Consider the following 20,249-nt stretch of genomic DNA (forward strand, 5'->3'; position numbering starts at 1 on the left):
CACCCCGAGTCGCGGCCTGCCGCTGATGCAGCTGTACCACACTGTTGTCGGAATGCGACAGCTTTGCGGCGAGCCTTCGCCTTAGCGGCCGATCCCGTGAGCCTTCGCCCATAACAGCGTCGTTTAGTGCAATTGTGCGACGCACTTAGCCCATAAGCCCGTCGCGACAGCGCGGTCGAAGAGCTCAGCCGGGCTCTTTCCGGTCTATCAATCTCGGAGCATGCTCGCCGATTTGAACGTCACGATCGTCAGGATGTCGCCGTTGCTGAGCTTTTGCGACTGCTCGTAGACCTCAAGGTCTCCAATGCCGGCGCGCTCGAAAAACCATGCATCGGCCCCAATGAGCTGACGCCGCGATCTCTCTTCGCCGCCGAAGAGCACCTCCATGGCGTTTGATTCTGCATCGACGTCATCCCGCGGGAACCATCGCTCCGGCACGCTTCGAGTACGCCGAAATCGAACCCGTCCTTGTTGGGAATGACGGATGACGACGGCGGGTTCGGGTTCGATGTCGATCAGTCGGCTGGTCATCGCCTCGCGGCTTACTTGGAATTGCTCCCGCAGTTCGTCGACCGCTTCAAATGTGAAACGCCGCGTTTTGCGCGCCAATGGCGCAAGGAGGAACGTCGGCATCAGCAGGTCGGCCGAATAAGCGTCGGCGATGCGTTCCGGGTCATTGGCGTCGCGCATGCGCCTGGCGCCAATGTCATCCTTTCGGCATACGAAGGACCGGCCGCGGTGATATTTCCAGTGTCCAAGCTCGTGTCCGATCGAGAAGCGCTTCCGCGTCGGGATCGAGCTTTCTTCGACCGTGATGATGGCGCGGTTACCGTATCCGATGATTCGCGCTTCGCAGCTGTCGAGCGAAGCGAAGCGGACTTCAGCGCCCGCATCCCAGGCGATCGCTTCGAGATCGATCTCTCGCGGCGCTTCGATGCCAAGTTCGATCAGTAGTCGCTCCGCCGGCGTCGGGAAGCTCACCGCGGATTGCCATCCTCGTCGATTGCGCCGAGATCGCGAAGATCCTGCAGGATTGAGTCGACCTCCCTTTCGGAAGCTCCGTCGCCCTTTCGAGCCGCCATAGTCAGTCGTTCGCCCAGCCGACCATCATTTTCTGCGAAGCCTTTAAGGATCGCTTGCTTCCTTTCGAAGCTCAGGAAGGTCGCTGATGCGATCGGCATCCCGACACGCCTGCGGTCCAGTGATGCCCGCGCCGACTTCAAGCGTTCCTTCGCCTGCTCTTGAATGAGGCTCTCTATTAAAGCGCGCAGCTCCTGTGCGACCCGTTCGGGATCCTCACCGGTCTCCTGAGCTTCCGCGAGCAATTCCTCGTCGGTAAGAGCGTCGATCTCATCCAGTCGCCTATCGACGAAACTCAACATCGCTTTTCCGTCCTTTGAGGCGGCGCTCATGGCCGCTGACCGTACGGAAACGCCCTGCCTGTCGTCCTGCGGATCCGCTTCCGGATCGTCGCGAATTCCTTGAGATCCCAGTTGCCCAGCGATCGGATTGCTTCAGCTGACATCTGATCGAACTCCCCCATCAGGACCAACTGCGCATCTTCGTCATCGGCGAAGAGACGCTCGAGCTCTTTGGACATGCTCTGTACCTCCTCTTTCGCAATAAGCAGTTCCTCCGCGTCGCGGCCGGTCGACGCGGGATCGAACCCCTCGTCCTCGACCATCGCGTCGAGGCTGCACTCATCGAGTTTTTCCTTTTTGCGGCCAGCCCATATGAGGCTTCTCATCGCATTCCGCAGGAACGTCTTGATAGGTACGCCGACGGGGCACCGCCGTTCGCCGACAAGCGACTGCCGGATCGCGTCGCTGACCACATCTAGCGCTTGCCGCCGATCGGGCATTCCGCAGAACTTTCCGTAGCCCGCTATCCGATAAAGGGGGCTGTCGTCAGCTCATTGAGAGCGTCGCGTACCTGGTCCGGCGTCAATGTCGGCTTGCTCACGCGATCGTCCTGCTGCCCAGACACAATCATAGGCTGAGATTCGACCTGTCTCGGACGCGGATCGAAAATTTTTAGCCGAATTGTCCGAGGCCAATCCCTGAAGAGCCTACTCCTACGAAAGCCAATCCTTGGCGATCGCCGGCGTCGCGGACCGGCCTGTCGACGAACGCCGCGAGATAGGAGGTGAATCCATGTCGGGTAAGAACCAGCACATCGTCCCGCACGATGAGGGATGGGCTGTTCGTGGCGAAGGAAACTCGCGCGCGACGTCTGTCCACGACACCCAGCGCGAAGCCATCGAGCATGGGCGAGAGATCGCGCGGAATCAGGGCAGCGAGCTTCTGATCCATGGCCGTGACGGCCGGATCAGAGAGCGAGACAGCCACGGAAACGATCCGTTCCCGCCGAAAGGCTGACTATCCTCCGCTTCCACGCGGATTTTGCCGGAGACCGCAGAGGCGCGGCCTCCGGCCTTATGGTCATAGGCGGAAGCGCACGTGTGTCGCCGAGCCGCCATCGCTGAGACGCGAAAGGTGAAGTGCGATGAACATGCTGACGACGGTGATCACGCCCGAGGCCGAAAAGTATCTCGAGGCCTTGGTCGCCGAACTCGAAATTCCCAAGAGCCGCTATGAGCAGGCGACGTCCCGCTACATCTCACTCGGTGAGTGGTTGCATCGCGATGCGTCGGCCATCAAGAAATTTGACCCGCAGGTTTACGTCCAGGGTTCCTTCGGCACGGCACGGCGATCAAGCCGCTCACCGAGCGCGAAGAATACGACGTCGATTCCGTAGTCGAACTGCGGCGTCTTCTGAAATCTCAGGTCAGCCAGGCCACGCTGAAGCGCGCGGTTGGCGCCGAGATCACGGCTTATGCACGCGCGCACGGCATGGAGAGGCCGGTTCGGGAAAGACGTCGCTGCTGGACCCTCGACTATGCCGATGGCGCCCAGTTCCACTTGGACGCCGTCCCCGCCCTCTCGAACGGCCAAGATCAGAGGGTCCTTCTGGAAGCGCGGGGCCTCGACCAGCGATGGGCTGACACGGCGATCGCCATCACGGACAACGAGACGCCGAACTACGAGCAGATCACGAATGGCTGGCCCCGCTCCAATCCGAAGGGCTACGGCAAGTGGTTTCGCGAGCGTGTCGTGGTGGCTGTCGAGCGACGCCGCAGGGCTGGCGGCGTCTACGCAGACGTCGAATCCATGCCGACCTACAAAATCAAGACGCCCTTGCAGTCGGCGATCATGATCCTCAAGCGCCATCGAGACATGATGTTCGTCGGTCGTGGCGACGAGCGTCCCATTTCCATCATTCTCACCACGCTTGCCGCTCATGCCTATAATGGCGAGCTCACGGTCGGCACGGCCTTGGTCGCGATCTTGGCGCGCATGGATCACTTCATCCAATTCGTGGACGGGAGGTATGTGATTCCCAATCCAACCGATCCTCTCGAGAACTTCGCGGACAAATGGGAAGCGCATCCGGAACGGGCCGAGGCCTTCTTCGAGTGGCTCTTGCACGCTCGTGAGCAATTTACGCAGGCCGCCCGCCTGTCGCTCCGGCAGCAGATCACCGAAGTCGTAGCTTCCGGGGTCGGACGTCCGGTTGCCGAACGTGCCCGTGACCGGAGCTTTGGCCTCGCGGCGCCCGCCCTCCTTACCGAAGGCATCGTGCGCAACGTGGCTGAGGCTCAAGAAACGCCTGTCAGGCTCGAAGGGGGCGGTCGGAACGCCTGACGTGCCCGACGCTCTTGACCATCGACGGACGTCAGCCATCGCAGCGGTCGAGACGTGGCTTGTGGAACGAACGTCAAGCGTCCAACGGCTCGAAGCCGGCGATCTCGTCCATTTCCGTGGCTCTCCGATCGCCGGCTGGCGTGTGTCTGCTGACTTCGCGGACGGTGAAAGGCGTGTCGACATTGTGGTCGACGCTGCCTTTCCATTTCGGCCAGCAAAGCTGTTGCTCGTTGACCGCCCGGCGTTTGGAGTGTGGCCACATGTGGAACGAGATGGCTTCCTCTGTCTAACGAGTGAACAAGCGGCATTCTCGTCCGAAGACCCGATCGGTGGCGTAGCTGCTCTGTTCGAGATGGCGTTCGGGCTTGTGCGCCGGTGTGTGACCGAGAGCTGCGATGCCGAGTTTCGCGCGGAGTTTCTCTCCTATTGGCCTGGCTCCGCGGAAGTGGCAGGCCGGGCCGTGCTCGGGCTTTTCGAGCCAGACGGCGGTTCCCGCGCAATCCGCGCGTGGTGGGGAAAAGATTTGCTGCTCCTCGCTGACGACGACGACGCCATTCATCGTTGGCTGCGGGCTTGCTATGGAGATCTGCGAAAGCGAGATCTCAAGACCGCTGCTGGAGCCCTTCTCTGGATCGGTCGGCCCCTAACGCCGTCACAGTTTCCCAAGACGGGCACGGATTTGCTCGATCTCTCCGACCAGCGCGAGGCAAGAAGTATCCTCGACGACGCGGCGGCGACCTTGCCGGGCGCCTTGCCGGTGGTTCTTGGCATGCGCGCCGACGCGGGCGACGCATATGCGGGCCTCCTTATCCCCCAGCCCGGTGTCGCCCGATCTAAAGTCGCCGCCGGCCGCGGTTTCAGGCCCAGCCGAATCCCACCCCACGTGGCGGCTCGCCGATACTTTGGCGGGTCGGCAGGCGAGGCCTTCATCGTGGAGCGCGCCGATCCTTCCTGGATCCACGGGCGCGCCCGCGATCCGCGCTTCGCGACGTTGCGCGGCTCAAGCGTCGTGCTCTTGGGCTGCGGCTCGGTCGGCGCCCCCGTCGCCACGACGCTTGCCCAAGCTGGCGTCGGCAAGCTGATCCTCGTCGATCACGACGGACTCAAGGCGGCAAACCTCAGCAGGCATCCTCTCGGCGCGGCGTCTCTCGGCAAGCCGAAGGCGCGCGAACTCGCTCTGCGAATACGGCGCGACCTGCCCCACATCCTCGTGGAGGCCGAAGTCATGGACCTTCAGCGTCTTCTCTTGGAGCGCCCAGAGCGACTCCTCGAAGCTGACCTAGTCATCTCCGCGCTCGGCAACTGGGCTGCGGAAGCCATGCTGGATGAATGGCATCAAGGCGCGGTCTGTCCGGGGCCGGTTGTCTATGGCTGGACTGAAGCCACGCCTGCGCGGGTCATGCCGTCGCGATCCTGCATGAGGGCAAGCGGCTCAGGGATGGCTTCGATTCGACAGGGAAGCCGAAGCTTGAAGTGACCGCGTGGCCAAACGGGCCGACTATCGCCCATGAACCTGCCTGCGGCGCCGTCTTTCAACCTTACGGACCCGTCGAACTGGGCTTCATCACGAGCATGGTCGCCGACCTCGCTCTTGACTGTCTGCTCGGCGGCGTCATCGCCTCGACGCACAGGATATGGGCATGCGCCGAACGACTGCTCGACGGCGCTGGCGGTGTATGGTCGGACGAGTGGACAAGCCTTGTCGATGGCCGATCGGAAGGAGGGTTTCTGACGAAGCGACTGTGGGCGGCGCCTCTCGGCGCGGAGATCCTACCGGCATGATCGAATACGTCGTCGGAAGTTCTGACCAGCGCTTGATGTTCGTTCAGGAGGTCGTCGACCATTTCGCGACGTACCGGCAACTCCGGTTTTGGCAGCGCGAAGCCGGAGGTTCTCTTTTCGCTCGGTTTGCCGACAAGCTCGTCACGGTCGAGCGCGCTACCGGGCCGCGCCCGACCGACCAAAGAACGCGATGGTCCTATCGACCGGATCGCGCTGCAGAGCAGAACGAAATCGACGAATTTCATCGCGTCGGACTTCATTTTATCGGCACTTGGCACACCCATCCGGAGCGCGATCCAAGTCCCTCGGGCATAGACCTGCAATCAATTGCCGAGGCGGTGGTTCGTTCAAGACATGCCCTGAACGGCTTTGTCCTCGTCGTCGTAGGGCAGCGCCATCCGATGGAGGAGCTGTTCGTCGCCGCATGCGACGCCGCAGCTGTTTATCCCCTGGCGCGATCCCCTGTTAGTTCCCCCGCGAGCTATCAAGAAGAGAGGCGGTCGGCATGACGTTCGACTATCTCGTGCGCGCCGTCGCTGACGCGTTGCGAACCTATGTCGGCTGGCTCGTGCGGCCTCGGTTGCTCGCGCATTACGGCATGTGGTGCGGGCTCGCGATCGTAGGCTTCGTCTGCAGCGGCTGGGCGATCGGACTTGAGCTCCCGACCCTGGAAGGTCCTTTGCGCTTCAGCTTCGATACAGGTGGCGGAACTCCGACGTTTCTGACCTGGGCTCTGCTTCTATTCGGGTTTGGGCTGCTGGCGTGGGGTCCTTGGCAAGAGTGGGCAAGGTATCGCCACGAGCGCGATCTCCTGTCCAAAAAGCGCGTCCTCGTACTTGAGGCCCGCGGACTTCGGTTCGAAATCGGCCGCGCATTGGCGGACGCAGTTCCCGATCTGATCCTCGGTCGGCGCGAACCGCGGATCTTGGACTTCAGACAGATATATGACGGCGAGATCACTCATCCCGAACGAGGTCTTGAGGAAGCGATTTCACTGCCAAACCAAATCCGTCAGGCGGCCGCGGGCGCCGACCGCGGCGACTTCACTGTCGTGTATGGGGGGCTTGCGCCGGTGCCATACACATTTCTCACCGGTGTTCTGATCGACGATGAAGGAAAACTCTTCGTTATGGACTGGGACCGGACGGCTGAGCGTTGGAGGGCTCTGGACGCCCCCGACGACGGAAAGCGGTTCGAAGTCGAGGGTTTGGATTCGCCTAAAGATTCGCCCGAAGCCGTGATGGCGGTAGCGGTCTCCTATCCGGTCCTTGACCGCAATCTTGAATCGGCGTTCCCAAAACTCCCGGTTGTCCGGTTAACGCTGGAAGACGGAGATGTGAACGCACATTGGTCGGCTGAGAAGCAGGCCGCGCTCGCCGAGCAGTTTCTCGATGCCGCTATTGCGCTCGAAGGCTGCGGGGTTCGGAGGATCCATCTCGTTCTGGCGGCGCCGAACAGTCTGGTTGTCCGCCTAGGGCGTGCTTACGATCGCCGCAACCTGCCGCGCTCGTAGTGTGGCAGTTCGAAACGAGATATGACCCCGCCTTATCCATGGGGAATCGAAATGCCCCTGGGAGCGATTCATCGGCCTGCAATTGTCCGTGCGTGACTTTGGAAGACAACTGCGGTCAGCGTTAGGAACACCGTGTTCGCATCTGCAGATGTTTTGCTTCAAATAGGCCTGCGTTCACCGAATCTGAACCAAAGCGCACTTCGGCTTCATCTGATATCCTTTGAAGTTGTGACGGATCCAGTGGGCGGATTGCTCGTGGCGGACGGCCGCATCGTTGGTAAGGGTCTTCAGCACCACCCGTTTGGAGTCATCGCACGACGGCGGCGTCAGTCCGATTCGCTTAAATGCAGGCTTTGGAGCTACTTCCTCTCTTGAGGCTGACGAATGCGCTTGCGAACGCGCGATCGAAAGAAAGCCGAATAGGGCCAAGGTGGCGGCTACCGCTACGATTCTGAGCGACATGCGTTCATTATCGCGCACTGACTTGTCTCCAGATCAGCTTCGGCCCGGCCGGCGAACCAGGCCGAAGCGCCTCACTCAGTTCGTCCGGGTCAGCGGATCACGACGCTGCGATGATCGTGCGTGTTGGTCGACACCTGCTCGAACGCCTGGTCGTCGGCCTTCGGCTTGCCCGTCAACGTCGCGAAGTCGGGAACACTGGCGTAAAAGTCAGCGCGGTCGCGACCGTGCTGATTGGTGGAGTTCGGGATCGTAGCGTCGTCTGCGAGCGCTGCCCCCATCGAGCCGATTACGACCAGGCTCGCCACCAGAAGCGTCTTCATTTCTTTCACTCCATCTGCTGCGCTCGAACTTGAGCTGGAGTGAAGGTGACGCATCGCGTGCATCCTCGATGTGGCGGTCGCCACATCGGCGGTCTGTCAGCGACGCCGTTCTGACACAAGCCCGCGACAGCGAACCGGTGGCCGGCAGCACGCTGACAACGTCGACGGCCGCCGCCCACCGGTCTCGGATCGATCCAAGAGGCGCGTTTGCGGCTCACCTCAGCCCGCAACGTCGATGACGGTCATCAACCCGCCGCCGCCCTTCTCTTCGACATTGTTGTTCGAGGTGTGATGCGGGATATGGCAGTGGATCAGCCACTTGCCAGGCCGGCGCGCCGTCCAGACGACATCATAGCGTTGCCCGGGGCCCACATTGACTGTATCGGCAAGGAACCGCCCCGCCTCCGGAATTGTCTCCCCGTCCCGCGCGACGACCTGAAACGGGCCGCCGTGGATGTGCATCGGGTGAACGAACCCATTGTTGGTTCCGACGAACCGCACCTTGAGCGTCTCGCCGACCTTCATCCGGATCGTGTCGGTCGCGGGATAGGCCCGGCCGTTGATCGTAAAGTAGTTCGGCATGCCGCCTTCCATCGGCATCGCCGGATAGGTCAGGCCCTCCCGTTTGAGCCATTCCTGCAACTGGATGACGTAGTCATGGTCGGCCGTGACCTCGTCCGCCGGATTGGCCGGATCGATGATCAGAGCGCCATATAGGCCGAGCGCCTGGGTCCGGTCGGGCTTGGCGTGCGGATGGTAGAAGTAGGTGCCGTGCTGCTCGGCAGTAAATTCATAGCTGTATGACCCGCCAGGCTCGATCGGCTTCTGGGTGATCTCCGCAGGTCCGTCCATCTGGTTCGGCAGGATCAGGCCATGCCAGTGGATGGTGGTATCTTCCGGCAACCTGTTCCTGACGTTGATCCGGACCGTGTCGCCCTGGCGGATATGGAGGCGGGGACCGGGGATCTGACCGTTGTAGGCGTAAGCGTCGACCGTCACCCCGGGCAGGATCGACCAGCGGATCACGGTCGGCTCGAGATCGAACACCTTGACGTCGCCTTCCATGCGGAAGGGCGCATCCTGATCGCCCCGGACGTTTGGCCCGAAGGTCGCTGAGATCAGCCGAGGATCGGCGGCCGCCATGTCCAGCATGGCGTCGGCCGGCGTGTCGCGGTCCATGATCATGCCGGGCGGCATGATCGCGCCGCGCACGTCCTTCGCGGACAGGGACATATTCACCCAATTCGCCGGCGAGACCATGCCGAGCCCGAGGGCCAGAACCGAAACGCCGCCGATTGCCGCAAGCTGCGGAACCGTCGCGCCCGCTCCCATGCCGCTATGCCCGGCGTCAGTGTGGCGGTCGTCGTCGCCGCCCTTACGGCCGTCGTGACCCGCGTGGCCGGCCTGTGACTTCGCCTCCGGCCGCTCCGTCATCAGGCCGTGCTTCAGGCCTCTGGCGACCAGCCACACATTGGCGGGATAGGCCGTCGCAAACCCCACGATCACGCCGAGCGACATCACGCCCCAGAACAGCAGCTCGGTCGGCTCCATGGCGCGCATGTCGCGCCCCATCATCAGCAGGCTCATGACCGGCGCCATGCCGGCCATCATGAAGTTCATGCTGATGAATTCGGGTAGAAAGCTCTTGCGAACGTTCTCCCAGTAGGTTCCGCCCATCATCGATTTCATGAACAGGGACTGGAAAATGAAGAGCCCGAAGGCGAAGCCGGCGAGATACTCGACGATCAGGTCGAGCCACATCGGCAACCCAAGCGAGGCCGTGATCACCGCCGCCAGAATGATGCCCGTCGCGTCGCCGGCGACGCAATGGATCGTCGAGCCCGCGCCCTGTTTCCAGAGCGGTTTGACGAACTCCTCATGTTTTCCCGGCCGCGGCTCTTTGTCGGCAAGCACATAAAGCAGAAGGCCGATCGGACCCATGTAGAGCGTGACGAGGATAAACCCCCACTTCATCACGACCGGCTCGGGATTGTTCCTATACTGGTCGACCGCGACGTAGAGCGTCGACGCCAAGGCTAGCGCGAACCAGACGGCGAGAAAATAATCGACAGGTTGAACGAACATGCGAAGACCTCGATCGCGCCCTCGCCGAACGACGAGGGCGTCGGGAGCTGGTTATTGTTTTGCCTGGGAAAGCATCCGGTCATAGAGGTCATGCCGGATGTCGTGCTGCGCCAGAATCCCTTTAACGAGCGGCTTGGCGGTGGTCTCGCACCATGCAACCAGGCGCTCGGTCTCCGAGGCCGCGGAGTCGCCGCTCATCACGTGGATCAATCCGAGAGAGATGGCCCTCGCGGCGTTCGCCGCCCGGATCACGACGACGCCAGCGTCGCTCTCCGATACCCGGGACAGGATCTCCGCCTTGATGTGCTCGGCGAATGCGCGACCGTCGCCTTCCGCGCCCTTGGTGTCCTCCAGAAACCATCGGTTCTGCTCGGCGCAGACACGGCTAAGGTTGTCGGCGAGAAAGGCCGTCGACAGGACATTGGCGAGAACGTCAGTGTCGACGGCGCTTTTCGTCGGGCCCGCTCCCGTCGCGTCGGCCGGCCCTACCGACGCCAGAGCGCCGAGAAGGGCTCCGACAAGAATGCTGTGACGGCGAGGCCAAGACAGCGATCGGGCGGCGGGACAGGCCATGGCTTCCTCCCTCGATTCCGGTTGACGGCGGCTCTACTGGGCGCGCTTGCCCGCCCAGGCCTCGAACTCCGCGATCTCCTTTTCCTGGTCCTCGATGATCTTCCTGGCCCAGGCCTTGGCCTGATCGTCCTTGCCGCTCTGCAGCTCGATCTTGCTCATCGCCACCGCGCCGCGGTGATGAGCGATCATGCCGCAGACGAAGGCGAGGTCGGGATCCTTGATCCCATGCGTCGCCCTCATAGTCCGGTTCATCTCCTGCATGGCCTTCATCGAAGCCATCTGGGGTTCGCCCATGCTGGACATCGAGTGGGACGCCATGTCGCCCATCTCCATCGCCTTGCCCGTCATGCCCTGTCCGGGCGAGGCCGACTGGCAAGCCTTGGGCAGGCTCTCCGTTCCCTCCGGCGGTGCTTTGGCGTCCTGCGCCATCGCGGCCCCTGCGCTCACGGCGAACGCCGTCGCCAGCAGTATCCTCAACATCTCGCGTCTCCGAAATCGTATTCGAAGCGGGCGCGCTCACCGCGCCCGCTTCTGGAAAGATTAGTTCTTCTGGATCTTGGTGACCGTGATCTGGCCATTGACGCGATCGGCCTCGAAGTTGACCTTGTCGCCGACCTTGACCGACTTCAGCATCGCAGGATCTCCGGCCTTAAAGACCATCGTCATCCCCTCATCCATGCCGAGAGACTTGATCGGACCGTGCTCCAGCGTGACCTTGCCGGCGCTCTCGTCGATCTTCTTGACGGTCCCTTCCACAGCCCAAGCAGCGGTCGTGGCCAGCAGCGCGAAGGCGGCGGCGCTCACGGCGGTCTTGATGACTTTCATGTTCTTCTCCTTGAGGTTTTTCGTCATTTGACGGCGACAGAGCCGTCCATCCCGGACTCGCGATGGCCCGGGATCAGGCAGGCGAAGTTGAACTCGCCCGACTTCGAGAATTTCCAGATGATTTCATCGGTCTTGCCCGGCGCGATCCGCCGTCCGTTCGGATCGTCATGCTCCATGTCGGGAGCCTTCTGCATCGCGATCGCGTGCTTATCGTTTTCAGCCCGCGTCGCCAGCATGAACTCGTGGTCGAGTTGGCCCTCGTTTTTCAGAACGAACCGGATCTGTTCTCCTTTGCTGGCGGACACCGAGTTCGGCTCGAATATCATCTTGCCGTCGTCAGTTTCCTTCATGACGATCTCGATGGTTCGATTGGGCTTTTTGGGATCTCCAGGCTCGCCATAAGCCCGCGATCCGCCGTGATCGTGGCCGGCGTCGGCAAGGGCAAGCGTCGGAAGCAACGCCGCGCCCAGAATGACGGCGAACTTGAACATCTGTTTCATTTCGAGTGTTCCAATCTTTCCTGAGATCAGTGGTTTGCGTGTCCGCCGGAGCCGGCCTTCGGCTTCACGACGTTCATTTCCATGTCGCCGGGCATCGCTTTCGCCGGAGGCTGGCTGGTCGCGGCCTGCTGCGGTCCCTTCCACTCGAAGGCGACCTGACCTTCGGGATGCTTGAACCAACCCGGATCCTTGTAGTCGCCGCGCTCGACGCCCTCCCGGACCTTCACCACCGTGAACATCCCGCCCATCTCGATCGGCCCGAACTGGCCGAAGCCCGTCATCATCGGCAGCGTGTTGTCGGGGAGCGGCATCTCCATCTCGCCCATGTCGGCCATTCCGGCGCTGCCCATAGGCATGTAGCCAGGCACAACCGCCTTGATCTTCTTGGCGATGTCCTTCTTGTTCACGCCGATGAAGTTCGCGACCTCATGGCCCATGGCGTTCATGGTGTGGTGCGACTTGTGGCAGTGGATCGCCCAGTCGCCGGGCACGTCGGCGACAAAGTCGAAGGCCCGCATCTGCCCGACGGCGCAGTCGATGGTGACCTCGGGCCACGCCGCCGCCTCCGGCACCCAGCCGCCGTCCGTGCACGACACCTTGAAGTCGTAGCCGTGCATGTGAATCGGGTGGTTGGTCATGGTAAGGTTGCCGAAGCGGATCCTGACCTTGTCGCCCTTGCCGGCAACGATTGGGTCGATGCCCGGGAACACGCGGGTGTTCCAGGTCCAGAGGTTGAAGTCGGTCATCTCCGCGACGCGGGGCACGTAGGTCCCCGGGTCGATGTCGTAGGCCGACATCAGGAAGACGAAGTCGCGATCGACACGCCGGAACGCCGGGTCCTTAGGATGCACGACGAAGAAGCCCATCATGCCCATGGCCATCTGGACCATCTCGTCGGCGTGCGGGTGGTACATGAAGGTCCCGCTCTTCCGGAGCTGGAACTCGTAGACGAAGGTCTGTCCGGGCTTGATGTGCGGCTGGGTCAGTCCGCCGACGCCGTCCATGCCGGAGGGTAGGAGCTGCCCGTGCCAGTGGACGGTCGTGTGCTCCGGCAGGCGGTTGGTGACGAAGATCCGGACCTTGTCGCCCTCCACCGCCTCGATGGTCGGACCCGGCGACTGGCCGTTGTAGCCCCACAGATGCGCCACCATGCCGGGGCGAGCTCGCGGATCACGGGCTCGGCGACGAGGTGGAACTCCTTCCACTCGCCGTTCATGCGCCAGGGCGCGGTCCAGCCGTTCAGCGTGACGACCGGGTTGTAGTCGGGGCCCGTCGACGGGACGAGCGGCGGCTGCATGGCCGCGTCCTTCATGGTCGCCGCTTCGGGGATCGAAGCGGCCTGAACGCGGCCCGAGACTGCGGCCGCCGCGACCAGCGACGTGCGCCCGCTGCGGATGCGGACAGAAAGGATCTGCGCGAGACGGTCATGATGTCTCTCCCGGTCACTGAGGCGATGCGGCGGATGAGGAGGCGGCCGAGGCGAGCTTCGGCTCAGGCGACGCCTCCTCGGCGCCGCCCCCTCCGATAAGGGCGGCCTGGAAGTCGACGTCGGCGATGAAGAAATCGCGCTTGGCGCGAATGGCCGCGACGTTCGAGGCGACGTTCTCGCGGGCGTTGGTCAGAAGCTCGAAGGCGTCGACCAGCATGCCGTTGTACTGGAGCTGCGACTCGTCGGTGATGATCTTCCGAAGCGGCAGGACACGGGTCTGGAACGCCCTCGCGATGTCGTAGCGGCCGCGATAGGTCGCATAGGCCTCGCGAGCTCCGAGCGGGCGTTGACCGCCTTCTCAAGCAGTCTGTTGACCGCGCCCATGTAGGTCTCTTCGGCCTTCGCGGAGCGCGCTTTCCCGAAATCGAAGATCGGGATCTGAACCGCGACCTCGAATCCCTTCGGATTGGCTTTGTCGCCCTCCGCCGATTTCGAATGATTGGCGAGGCCGGTGACCTCGAGCATGGAGATCGCGCGGGTCTGCTCAGTCAGCCCGTAGCTCTGCGCCAGCGCGTCGAGCTCAAACCGATCGCCGATGAGATCAACGCGACGACGAAGAGCGGTGGCCTCAACGTCACCCTGCGTCTTCAGGGGGAAAACCGGGAAGCCGGGATGGAAGCTTGTAGTCGAGGTCCCGGCCCCACAAACCGAGTTCCCTGGTCAGCGCCTCGCGCTCCTTGATCGCGTCAAGGCGCGCTTCCGCGAGTTCGGTCGCAACCTCGGCGTAGAGGGCTCCCGAACGGGCCTGATTGAGCTTGGTCGTGGCGCCGGTCTCACCGAGCTTCTTGGTTAGCTCGGCCGACGCCGACGCCGACGCCCGCGCCGTTTCCAGAAACGCCGCCGTCTCGCGCGCAGCTACCGCTTGATAGAACGCGCGTCGCGCCTTCACCGCCGTCCGGAACGTCGCCTGGATCGTCTTGTATTGCGCCGCGCGGAACTCGGTCTCAGCGATCTTCGCGCGCCTTGGCAGCGTGATGAGCTGCAAAAGATCGGCAATCAGCCGGCGCTCGATATCGAGTTCGCCCCGATAGGTGACGCGCTCGACCGAAACCGTAGGCGACGGGGGGAGGCTCGCCTCCACATACTCTGCCTCGGAAACGCCAAGCGCATTGTACTCCGCCTGTAGACCGCGATTGTTCAGGAGCGCGATCTGGACGGCGGCGTCAGCGGTCAAAGGCTTGGCGAGCAACCTCGTGACGCGGGATTGGACCGCGGCCGCGTCGGCCGGCGTCACAATCTTCGCCGTGTCCTTGCCGAGATCGAGAGAAACGCGCGAGACGACCGGCGTCATGCCGCGATCGGCGGAGATCGAAGCGCAGGCGCCCAGCGTCGCGGACAAAGCGGTCACTACGGACACGCGCGCAAAACGGGAGCGGAGCAAGCTCATCACATGCCCTCCATCGGCTTGGAGGTGACGGCCTTGTTCTGCTCGAGCCACGGCTTGGGTTCTACCGGGCGATAATTGGCCATGCCGGCAGTGACCGAGACATATCGATTGCGCGGCGCGGGAGCCGATGGGTCGGCCGCATCTGGGCCTACGACGGGTGATGGCGGCAGCGCCGAGCAGGCGCTCAAAAGCGCAGCGAACGACGCTGCAACGGCCGAGACGAGCGGCTTCATGAAGTACCCCGAGATCTGACGAACGGACGCGATGGCGCTGGTTGCGCCGGCGAGCGCGGTCGATCAGACGACTGGGGGAAGGTTCACGAGGTTCGGACGATCATCCGGGCGCAAACGTTCTCAAGACGTCAGCCGACCAACGCGGACGGACGTCTGGGAGGGCGCTTGATAAAGATCGAGGGACCCTGCAGCGCAGACGGTTCGGTCCCTGAGGTCAAAACCGCAACAGCCATCGACAACGCCACGGGAAGCCCGAGCTCGGTCGACATGACGGCATGACAGGTGTTGCTGCAGCAGGTCTTGGTGGACCCATCCGGCGCGGAAACGTGTCCCGCGCAATCCGGCTCTGAAGCACTGGCTGAAGTTGTGGCGCGATCGCCGACTTCGGCGAGGTCGTGCGTCGTGGTCGATGCAGCCTCCGCCGACGCTTGGTGCGACTGCGACGTCATAGCAGCGTCGTGGCCGCCGTGAGCTTGGCTGGGCGCTGTCCAAGCGATGAAGAACGTCAGCGCCAGGGCAAAGCCGGCCAGCACACGGGAAAACGCCTTCAGGCTCATCCCCGCACCCTTCCGAGCACGTCGACCAGCTCAGCTACCTTTTTCCGCTGCTCGTCCTTGTCGCCGCTTTCGATGGCGTGCTCGACGCAGCAACCCACATGATCCTGGAGGATAACCTCTTCGATTTTGAGCGCGGCGCGGACCGCCGCGATCTGGGTCACGACGTCAATGCAGTAGCGGTCCTCCTCGACCATGCGCGCGATTCCACGAACCTGACCTTCGATCCGGTTCAGGCGCTTGGCGCAGGAGGATTTAGCAGCCGCCATCATCGTTTCCATAATACCCAGTCCGGGTATCAATGCAATGCTCTTTAAAGGGCCGGGACGATGGCCTGTCGCAAACGTCCCGGCTCAAAGATCGGTTAGTGATCGTGTCCGCTGGTCTGCGTCGGGGTGACCTTCTTGCCGTCGTCCGCCTTCTCGGCTGGGCGGCCGTCCTTTGTCCCCTGACCGACCGCGCCAGCTTTCGGAGCTGGAACCTCGACATGAGACGAACTGCTGGCCGATTCACGAGCCGGACCATTGTTTTGGGTCGCGTTTTTGTCTTCCGCGAACGCCGCTGACGAAGCAGCCAGACCGATTGCGAAGATTCCAGCGACGATGGCGCGATCAAGATAAGACACGTTAACTCCTTCGATCTGAACCTGTTGAATGTCACGCGAGCCGCGTTGACCGCCAGCCCAGTGCGAAAGTAGCGGCCAAAAAGAAAACGCGATGTGGCGATCGCCACATGTCTTCGGCGTGATCTGTCAGATGTTCTCCAAACACCGGCGCAAACGCCGCCGGCTTAAGGAGAGGAACATGTTCAGGTCATTAGGTTTCGGCCTCATTCTTGCCAGCGCGGTGGCCGCGACCGCCTCTGCGCATCCTTTGACCGCCCCGATGCAGTCCGGGCTTTCTACGCCTGACGCTGATGGTCGCTGGGTGATGCGCACCATCCCGCCGAACAAGCTTCCGACGAAGAGCTGGGAGCACGTCAACGCTTCCTCGAGACGAATGCCCTGCCTGACCCGAGCAGGAGCCCCGGCGGAGCTTCTCACTGGGTGAAGAACTGATCTTCATCCTGTGAGAAAGAGGGCCGCGGCAGCCCCCACGGCCGCGGCCCTCGCATTCACAGGCCATCCCTCGACCAGGACGGCCCCACCAAAGCCAACCGCGGACCCTCGCGCCGTATGGCGCCGACGCGCTCCAGCCGGCTCAGTTCCTTCGTCACGGCCTCGCGATGGCTGGCAATCCTCACCGCAAGTTCCCGATGGGTTGGAAGCTGTTCGATATGCTCGCCGTCATCGCTCGATTGCGCCATCCGCAGCAGTTCGGCCGCTAGCCGATCGGCCACATGCATGGTCACGCTTTCGGCCATTCGCAGGTTGGTGCGGCACTGTCGCCGGCACATCGCGTCCATCGCCGCGACCGTGAACTCAGGCACGTCGGAAAGCGCGCGCAGATATGCCGGCTTTCGCAATGCCCAAACTTCAGTCTGCTCGACGGCGGTGACCGCGAGCGGAACGCTGTCGTTACCCAAGGCGAAGGCTTCGCCGACCATTTCGCCGGGGCGAACGTCCGACAGAAACGCCTCCTTGCCGTCGATCGTTGGCGTGACGACCGACAGCATTCCCGCGACCACGATCAGGACGCAGCATTCGCCGTCCGGCAGATCGACGGTCTGGCCTTTCGGAAGAATGCGCCTGCGCGCGCCAAGCTCGGCCGCGTGGCTCTCGAGTATGTCCGGGATAAAGCTGACGCGATGCGGCGCCGCCGCCGCGATGCGTGACGATTGGATCATGACTGAAACCATTGGCGGCGCGCGAAACGCAAGCGCGTTTGATGGCTGTCGCCGCCCCATAAAGGATGACCTCGCCGTTCGACCCCCAAGGCCTTACGGCTGCGCGAAACGTGGCGGTCAGAGCCGTCGGGGCGGCGGCGTCGCGCGATCCATCATGGCGCCGAGAGCGATTGTCTCGAAGAATCGAAAGGTCAGTGCATCAGACAGCGAGAGATGTGGGAACGCTCGGGGCTCCGGCGCCGGAACCGCTGCGCAAACCGAAGGGCCGCAGAGATCATTCGCCCCAGACTTCGCCTCGTCCTGGCATCCCGCGTCATTTGGGGAAGCACACACGAACTCGCCGTTCTCGCCGTGATGAACGATCCCGGCTTCGGCGGTGGAGTGGAGCCCCATGAAGCCAATCGTCATCAGCGCCACAAACAGCAGCCGCATCAGGTAGGCGAAGACGCCTGTCAAGCGACGCCTTTCGATCCGACGTGAAGATGGAACAGCGTGCACTGACGGGGTCCGAATCCGATAGCTTGCCACCGTACCCCTGCAGGGTATAAAGATCAACTTCGTATATACCCCACCTTGGTATTTGAGAGGCGACGATGGCGGACCCTGTCCATCACTCTTCAGGATCGTGCTGCGGGGGGCATGACGGGCATCACCGCAGCGCCGAGGGCGAGCGTCGAGATGGCGCCCATGCTCATTCAAGCGAGAGCCATGCGTCGGGCGCCGGCAGCCATCGATCCGGTCTGCGGGATGACGGTCGAGATCGCGACCGCCAAGCACCGGTCCGACGCCGGCGGGAGTTCGCATTACTTCTGCTCGGCCGGGTGCAAGTCGAAGTTCGAAGCCGACCCCGCGAAATATTCCGGGGAGAGCAAGGCTGAGCACGCCGAGGCGCCCGAGGGCGCGACCTACACCTGCCCGATGCATCCCGAGATCCGACAGGTCGGCCCCGGCTCTTGCCCGATCTGCGGCATGGCGCTCGAGCCGGAGCTGGTCAGCGCGGAAGCCCAGCCCAATCACGAATTGGCGGACATGACGCGCCGCTTCTGGGTCGGGCTTGCGCTCGCTGTGCCGATCTTCGTGCTGGAGATGAGCGGGCATCTCCTCCCCGCGATCCACCATGTCGTGCCGCCTGCGACGTCGATATGGATTCAGTTCGCGCTGGCGACGCCGGTCGTGCTTTGGGCCGGCTGGCCCTTCTTCCAGCGCGGCTGGGCTTCAGTTCGCTCGCGCAACCTCAACATGTTCACTCTGATCGCGATGGGCGTTGGGGTCGCCTACGTCTACAGCGTGGTGGCGACGCTCGCGCCCGCCCTGTTTCCTCCGGCTTTCCGAGGACCGGACGGCGCGGTCGCCGTCTATTTCGAGGCCGCCGCGGTGATCACCGTGCTGGTTCTGCTCGGCCAGGTGCTGGAGCTGCGCGCGCGCGACCAGACGTCGGGCGCGATCCGCGCGCTTATCAACCTGGCGCCCAAGACCGCGCGCCGCGCGCGGGCGGACGGTACGGAAGAGGACGTCGCGGTCGAAGACATCGCCGTCGGCGACATGCTCCGCGTCCGTCCCGGCGAACGAATTCCCGTGGACGCCGAAGTGGCCGACGGCCGGTCGAACGTCGACCAGTCGATGGTCACCGGCGAGCCCATGCCGGTGGCGAAGGCGGTCGGCGACGCCGTCATCGGCGGGACCATCAACCAGTCCGGCGCCCTTACTATCCGCGCGCAGAAGGTCGGCCGCGACACGATGCTCGCCCGCATCGTGCAGATGGTGTCCGAAGCGCAGCGCTCGCGCGCTCCGATCCAAAAGCTGGCCGACCAGGTCTCGGGCTGGTTCGTCCCGGCCGTGATCGCGGTCGCGGCGCTCGCCTTCATTGCCTGGGCCGCGTTCGGCCCGGAGCCGCGCTTCGCCTATGGCCTCGTTGCGGCGGTCGCCGTGCTCATCATCGCATGCCCGTGCGCGCTCGGCCTCGCGACGCCGATGTCGATCATGGTCGGCGTCGGCAAGGGCGCGTCGCTTGGCGTCCTGATCAAGAACGCCGAGGCGCTCGAGCGTCTCGAGAAGGTCGACGCCCTGGTCGTCGACAAGACCGGCACGCTCACCGAGGGCCGCCCCTCCGTGACGGACATCGCAGTCGCCGACGGGGTGTCGGAGAACGATCTTCTCAGCCTGGCGGCCGCAGTCGAGCACGCCTCCGAGCATCCGCTGGGCCGCGCCGTGGTGACGGCCGCCGAGGACCGGCAGCTGACCATCCCCGTCGTCGAGGATTTCGATGCGCCGAGCGGCAAGGGCGTAAGCGGAACGGTCGGCGGCCGCAAAATCCTGCTCGGAAAGGCTCGCTATCTCGAAGACGCCGGCGTCGAGCTCGGCGCGCTTGCGGACAAGGCCGACGCGCTTCGCCGTTCGGGCGCGACCGCGATCTTCGCCGCCGTCGATGGCCGCGCCGCGGGCGTCTTCGCGATCGCCGACCCGATCAAGCCGAGCACCCTTTACGCCGTGAAGGCGCTCAAGGCCGAAGGCATGCGGATCGTGATGCTGACCGGCGACAACCGGACGACGGCCGAGGCCGTGGCGCGATCCCTCGCCATCGACGAGGTCGTGGCCGACGTGCTGCCGGAAGAAAAGCACGCGGTCGTCGAGCGGCTGAAGCGCGAAGGACGTGTGGTCGCCATGGCCGGCGACGGCGTCAACGACGCACCGGCGCTCGCGGCCGCCGATGTCGGCATCGCGATGGGCACCGGAACCGACGTGGCGATCGAGAGCGCCGGCGTGACGCTCGTGCGCGGCGATCTGATGGGGATCGTCAAGGCGCGCGCGCTGTCGAAGGCGACGATGTCCAACATCCGGCAGAATCTGGCGCTTGCCTTCGTCTACAACGCCGCAGGCGTGCCGATCGCCGCCGGCGCGCTCTATCCGGTCTTCGGGCTGCTGCTGTCGCCGATCGTGGCGGCCGCCGCGATGGCGCTGTCGTCGGTGAGCGTGATCGGCAACGCGTTGAGGCTGAGGGCGACAAAGATCTGAAAGCGACGCGCGTGCCGGGGAGCCC

Annotated in this window: 24 protein-coding genes and 3 pseudogenes; 8 read left to right on the forward strand and 19 right to left on the reverse strand. The window is 63.5% G+C overall.

The genetic code is table 11. The annotated features are described in order from the left end of the window. Positions 1 to 207: 207 nt before the first annotated feature. The 3 genes from K6K41_RS00605 to K6K41_RS00615 are packed head-to-tail and all read right to left on the reverse strand — an operon-like array spanning position 208 to position 1,861. Positions 208 to 981, reverse strand: coding sequence for an ImmA/IrrE family metallo-endopeptidase (locus K6K41_RS00605; protein WP_261403513.1), 774 nt, complete (start codon positions 979 to 981; stop codon positions 208 to 210). After that, entirely contained in the window at positions 978 to 1,412 is a 435-nt protein-coding gene (locus tag K6K41_RS00610) for a hypothetical protein (RefSeq protein WP_261403514.1), read from the reverse strand. Before K6K41_RS00610 ends, K6K41_RS00605 begins: the two co-directional genes overlap by 4 nt. Then, positions 1,409 to 1,861 carry a hypothetical protein gene (locus K6K41_RS00615; protein ID WP_261403515.1) on the reverse strand — a complete coding sequence of 151 codons (453 nt, stop codon included), beginning with the start codon at positions 1,859 to 1,861 and terminating at the stop codon, positions 1,409 to 1,411. The genes K6K41_RS00610 and K6K41_RS00615 overlap by 4 nt, the downstream gene beginning before the upstream one ends. Before the next feature lie 292 nt (positions 1,862 to 2,153). Here K6K41_RS00615 and K6K41_RS00620 point away from each other — a divergent pair, with 292 nt between their 5' ends. The 7 genes and pseudogenes from K6K41_RS00620 to K6K41_RS00645 all read left to right on the forward strand — a co-directional run bounded on the left by K6K41_RS00620 (position 2,154) and on the right by K6K41_RS00645 (position 6,999). Beyond that, positions 2,154 to 2,378, forward strand: coding sequence for a DUF2188 domain-containing protein (locus K6K41_RS00620; protein ID WP_261405871.1), 225 nt, complete (start codon positions 2,154 to 2,156; stop codon positions 2,376 to 2,378). 127 nt (positions 2,379 to 2,505) lie between these two features. After that, on the forward strand, positions 2,506 to 2,757 hold the full coding sequence (locus K6K41_RS00625) for a nucleotidyltransferase family protein (RefSeq protein WP_261403516.1): 252 nt from the start codon (positions 2,506 to 2,508) through the stop codon (positions 2,755 to 2,757). Beyond that, a pseudogene (locus K6K41_RS29915) lies at positions 2,712 to 2,867 on the forward strand (nucleotidyltransferase domain-containing protein); the annotation flags it as partial. The gene K6K41_RS00625 and the pseudogene K6K41_RS29915, both read left to right, overlap by 46 nt. A 54-nt stretch (positions 2,868 to 2,921) precedes the next feature. Further along, positions 2,922 to 3,704: a hypothetical protein gene (locus K6K41_RS00630; RefSeq protein WP_261403517.1), complete on the forward strand. Its 783-nt coding sequence runs from the start codon at positions 2,922 to 2,924 to the stop codon at positions 3,702 to 3,704. A gap of 1 nt (position 3,705) precedes the next feature. Further along, entirely contained in the window at positions 3,706 to 5,181 is a 1,476-nt protein-coding gene (locus K6K41_RS00635) for a ThiF family adenylyltransferase (protein WP_261403518.1), read from the forward strand. Positions 5,182 to 5,482: 301 nt separating this feature from the next. Further along, on the forward strand, positions 5,483 to 5,995 hold the full coding sequence (locus K6K41_RS00640) for a Mov34/MPN/PAD-1 family protein (protein WP_261403519.1): 513 nt from the start codon (positions 5,483 to 5,485) through the stop codon (positions 5,993 to 5,995). Then, complete coding sequence (locus K6K41_RS00645; RefSeq protein WP_261403520.1) at positions 5,992 to 6,999, forward strand: SAVED domain-containing protein; 1,008 nt, start codon at positions 5,992 to 5,994, stop codon at positions 6,997 to 6,999. Before K6K41_RS00640 ends, K6K41_RS00645 begins: the two co-directional genes overlap by 4 nt. 174 nt (positions 7,000 to 7,173) lie before the next feature. Here K6K41_RS00645 and K6K41_RS00650 read toward each other — a convergent pair whose 3' ends face one another. The 16 genes and pseudogenes from K6K41_RS00650 to K6K41_RS00725 form a co-directional block, all read right to left on the reverse strand. Then, positions 7,174 to 7,479 (reverse strand): hypothetical protein, encoded by a 306-nt coding sequence (locus K6K41_RS00650; RefSeq protein WP_261403521.1) that lies wholly within the window; start codon positions 7,477 to 7,479, stop codon positions 7,174 to 7,176. Positions 7,480 to 7,550: 71 nt separating this feature from the next. Next, positions 7,551 to 7,781, reverse strand: a complete 231-nt coding sequence (locus K6K41_RS00655; RefSeq protein WP_261403522.1) for a hypothetical protein — start codon at positions 7,779 to 7,781, stop codon at positions 7,551 to 7,553. Positions 7,782 to 8,000: 219 nt separating this feature from the next. Further along, entirely contained in the window at positions 8,001 to 9,866 is a 1,866-nt protein-coding gene (locus K6K41_RS00660) for a multicopper oxidase domain-containing protein (protein ID WP_261403523.1), read from the reverse strand. 51 nt (positions 9,867 to 9,917) lie between these two features. Next, on the reverse strand, positions 9,918 to 10,439 hold the full coding sequence (locus K6K41_RS00665) for a hypothetical protein (protein ID WP_261403524.1): 522 nt from the start codon (positions 10,437 to 10,439) through the stop codon (positions 9,918 to 9,920). A gap of 33 nt (positions 10,440 to 10,472) precedes the next feature. Continuing rightward, positions 10,473 to 10,919 (reverse strand): DUF305 domain-containing protein, encoded by a 447-nt coding sequence (locus K6K41_RS00670; protein ID WP_261403525.1) that lies wholly within the window; start codon positions 10,917 to 10,919, stop codon positions 10,473 to 10,475. A gap of 60 nt (positions 10,920 to 10,979) precedes the next feature. Beyond that, positions 10,980 to 11,264: a copper-binding protein gene (locus K6K41_RS00675; RefSeq protein ID WP_261403526.1), complete on the reverse strand. Its 285-nt coding sequence runs from the start codon at positions 11,262 to 11,264 to the stop codon at positions 10,980 to 10,982. A 23-nt stretch (positions 11,265 to 11,287) separates the two neighbouring features. Then, positions 11,288 to 11,764 (reverse strand): cupredoxin domain-containing protein, encoded by a 477-nt coding sequence (locus K6K41_RS00680; protein ID WP_261403527.1) that lies wholly within the window; start codon positions 11,762 to 11,764, stop codon positions 11,288 to 11,290. 26 nt (positions 11,765 to 11,790) lie between these two features. Further along, positions 11,791 to 13,192 (reverse strand): annotated as a pseudogene (locus tag K6K41_RS00685) (multicopper oxidase family protein). A 14-nt stretch (positions 13,193 to 13,206) separates the two neighbouring features. After that, a complete protein-coding gene (locus K6K41_RS00690; RefSeq protein WP_261403528.1) occupies positions 13,207 to 13,410 on the reverse strand; it encodes a hypothetical protein in 204 nt (67 codons plus the stop codon). A 417-nt stretch (positions 13,411 to 13,827) separates the two neighbouring features. Beyond that, positions 13,828 to 14,544 (reverse strand): TolC family protein, encoded by a 717-nt coding sequence (locus tag K6K41_RS00695; protein WP_261403529.1) that lies wholly within the window; start codon positions 14,542 to 14,544, stop codon positions 13,828 to 13,830. 95 nt (positions 14,545 to 14,639) lie between these two features. Further along, a complete protein-coding gene (locus K6K41_RS00700; protein WP_261403530.1) occupies positions 14,640 to 14,873 on the reverse strand; it encodes a hypothetical protein in 234 nt (77 codons plus the stop codon). A gap of 128 nt (positions 14,874 to 15,001) precedes the next feature. Then, complete coding sequence (locus K6K41_RS00705; protein WP_261403531.1) at positions 15,002 to 15,430, reverse strand: hypothetical protein; 429 nt, start codon at positions 15,428 to 15,430, stop codon at positions 15,002 to 15,004. Continuing rightward, positions 15,427 to 15,699, reverse strand: a complete 273-nt coding sequence (locus tag K6K41_RS00710) for a metal-sensitive transcriptional regulator (protein ID WP_428978618.1) — start codon at positions 15,697 to 15,699, stop codon at positions 15,427 to 15,429. The genes K6K41_RS00705 and K6K41_RS00710 overlap by 4 nt, the downstream gene beginning before the upstream one ends. A 92-nt stretch (positions 15,700 to 15,791) precedes the next feature. Then, complete coding sequence (locus K6K41_RS00715) at positions 15,792 to 16,052, reverse strand: hypothetical protein (RefSeq protein WP_261403533.1); 261 nt, start codon at positions 16,050 to 16,052, stop codon at positions 15,792 to 15,794. A 488-nt stretch (positions 16,053 to 16,540) separates the two neighbouring features. Continuing rightward, positions 16,541 to 17,224: a Crp/Fnr family transcriptional regulator gene (locus K6K41_RS00720; RefSeq protein ID WP_261403534.1), complete on the reverse strand. Its 684-nt coding sequence runs from the start codon at positions 17,222 to 17,224 to the stop codon at positions 16,541 to 16,543. Between the two features lie 105 nt (positions 17,225 to 17,329). Continuing rightward, positions 17,330 to 17,668 (reverse strand): hypothetical protein, encoded by a 339-nt coding sequence (locus tag K6K41_RS00725; RefSeq protein WP_261403535.1) that lies wholly within the window; start codon positions 17,666 to 17,668, stop codon positions 17,330 to 17,332. 137 nt (positions 17,669 to 17,805) lie between these two features. Here K6K41_RS00725 and K6K41_RS00730 point away from each other — a divergent pair. Continuing rightward, positions 17,806 to 20,224: pseudogene (locus K6K41_RS00730) on the forward strand (heavy metal translocating P-type ATPase). Positions 20,225 to 20,249: the final 25 nt, after the last annotated feature.

Origin of the sequence: Chenggangzhangella methanolivorans, from assembly GCF_019797865.1 — a bacterium.
Lineage (GTDB): Bacteria > Pseudomonadota > Alphaproteobacteria > Rhizobiales > Methylopilaceae > Methylopila > Methylopila methanolivorans.